This is a genomic window from Microcoleus sp. (assembly GCF_049646505.1).
In the GTDB taxonomy this organism is placed as follows: Bacteria; Cyanobacteriota; Cyanobacteriia; order Cyanobacteriales; family Microcoleaceae; genus Microcoleus.
Genome location: NZ_JBARVX010000385.1, coordinates 1 through 2,166, shown reverse-complemented (window position 1 = coordinate 2,166; position 2,166 = coordinate 1). Strand labels below are relative to the sequence as shown.

The 2,166-nt window shown below is 44.5% G+C and carries 1 protein-coding gene and 1 pseudogene; both read right to left on the bottom strand.

What is annotated here, in order from left to right; genetic code table 11:
- Positions 1-117: 117 nt before the first annotated feature.
- Complete coding sequence (locus WBA89_RS19220; RefSeq protein WP_424408800.1) at positions 118-1,692, bottom strand: FAD-dependent oxidoreductase; 1,575 nt, start codon at positions 1,690-1,692, stop codon at positions 118-120.
- 251 nt (positions 1,693-1,943) lie between these two features.
- Positions 1,944-2,166 (bottom strand): annotated as a pseudogene (locus tag WBA89_RS19215) (hypothetical protein); the annotation flags it as partial.

Here is a 2,166-nt window from a genome sequence, read left to right as displayed (position 1 = left end):
ACAAATAACAAATAACAAATAACAAATAACAAATAACAAATAACAAATAACAAATAACAAATAACAAATAACAAATAACAAATAACAAATAACAAATAACAAATAACAAATGACTTCTTAAGCAATAGCATCCGCACCCACAAGAGTCTCGAATTGCGCCAACAGCGTTCCATCAGCATTGTTAGCAACTCCAAAAATTTTAGGTAACTGATTTGTTTCAACCAGAACTTGTCTCACTTCTGCGTTAGATATATCAGCTATATTTTTTTTATTTAGAATAGCATTAATCGCAGCGATACCGACACCTTGACCAACTGCGGCGTTGAATTCAACAATTCTGCCGACAGAACAGGCAAACCCTTCAAATCCAGAACACGGACTGACAACTGCCAGGTTAGGAATGTTTTTCATTAATGCGTGGCGGATGCCAATATTGAAGGTAGGCTGTTTAAAACTCAGACTTTTAAACCACCCTAAACTGTTTGCTTTTTCCCCCATACCGGGGATGCCTCCGCGTACATCAAAATGATAGCTAAATGTTGCCAGTGCTTGATTAGCCGGTACGCCGCCTAGCAGCATTTGTGCGCCAGTCAAAGGTTCTACAACTCCCGTCACGTTTCCTGCGTGTCTGATATAAAGTTCTGAGGCAGAAGTAACAGAAGTAGCCCCCAAACTCCTCAGCCAAGTTGCTACAAATAACATTTCTTTTTGCATATTTGCCGTCGGTTTGCTCCCGCTTCTGGCTAAGGCTTCTGCTTCGCTGCTGGTGACTGCAAATAATAGCGCGTTCCACGAAAGTCTTTGATTGGGAAGTATTGCGATATTTCCCTCGTCTAAAATTACGCCGGTTTCAGGAAAAGATAGCTTTGTTCCTCTAAAGGAGTGGTAAGCTACAGACAGCGCGGGCGATCGCACGTCGATGTAATCGTTGCCAGCCCACAGAGTTTTGAGATTTCCTCTGGTGTCGAGCATTTCCTGTCGGAGTTCTTCTGCTAGTTTGACATCCTTCCGGGCCGCGTACAGCAAAAATTTTTGACTCTCAGAATCGGCGAGGTTTGTGAAGCGTTTTAGATAAATGTAATCGAGTTCTTTCAGTCTTCTGGCACTGAGTCCTTGGGTTTCAAAAGTTAGGGTGACGGGAAGTTCGGAGTTGGGCAGACCAAAGGTTTCAAATCCCTTTAGCTTTTTCGCGCCGGCAGCTTGAGCTAATTCGCCATTGACAGTGGCATCAATAAATTGCTTTCCTGCATAAACTATGCCTTTAGATGTGGTGATGCTGGCAATTCTTTGGCGCTCTTTATTGACTGATTGAATTTCTACTTTGCTGAGGGTGTCCACCCCGGCTTGTAACAGCATTTCTTTCAGCGCTGCGCTGGCTTTGCGGGGGTCAAGCGCGATCGCGCTGACACCGGATTTTTGCAGGAACTCTTGATAAATTGTCGCCGGTGAACCAAAGGTATCTAACTTTAAAGATTGTCGCAGTTCTCGATCGATCTGACTTCTATCTAAATAAGCCAAACCGCCTCTGACTAAATGCCCGCCAATTCCTTCTTGCAAGTTTGCTTTCGACATCAGCAAAACTCGCGGATAACGCTTTGTCCGGCGGCGGTATTCTCGGGCTGCTGAGATAACGGCTAGAACTCCCGGAACTTCGTCACCAAAGCCGATGACATCGTAAAAACGCAGATCCATAACCATTATTTAACAACCTATCCTAATTTTCATTGTTTTGAACTGCCTTTCAAGGTTTGCTATCAAACTATCTGTCTGTTCCAAATAAGTCCGCATCTTTCCTAATTTTTTTGATAAATATTCATACATTCCCGGACGCAGAAACCGGGTTTTTCTCGAAAATTATCGGTTGGGGGCGATCGGATCGGGCGTGGAAAAATCAGATGGGCGATCGCCCGCAGAGTGCCTCTGTGTCGCACTCTTGACAGCAATCAGCTTATATTATCAGGATCTATCCCCAACTCTCGCAATCGTTCAGCTAGTCGATCGGCGCGCTGCGATTCCTGTTGTGCGCGCTGCGCCGATTGTTTCACCTGTTCTTCTGGAGTAAAATAACGTTTTCCATCAGCATCGTACCAATACAACCACTCCCTTGTCACCCCAGAATAATTGCCCCTTTCACAGCCAATTCCCAAACCTATCTCTGGCATCCAA

Bases quoted from the DNA above. Each gene is read 5' to 3' on its own strand.
- WBA89_RS19220 (WP_424408800.1), bottom strand. From the start codon at position 1,692: ATGGATCTGCGTTTTTACGATGTCATCGGCTTTGGTGACGAAGTTCCG.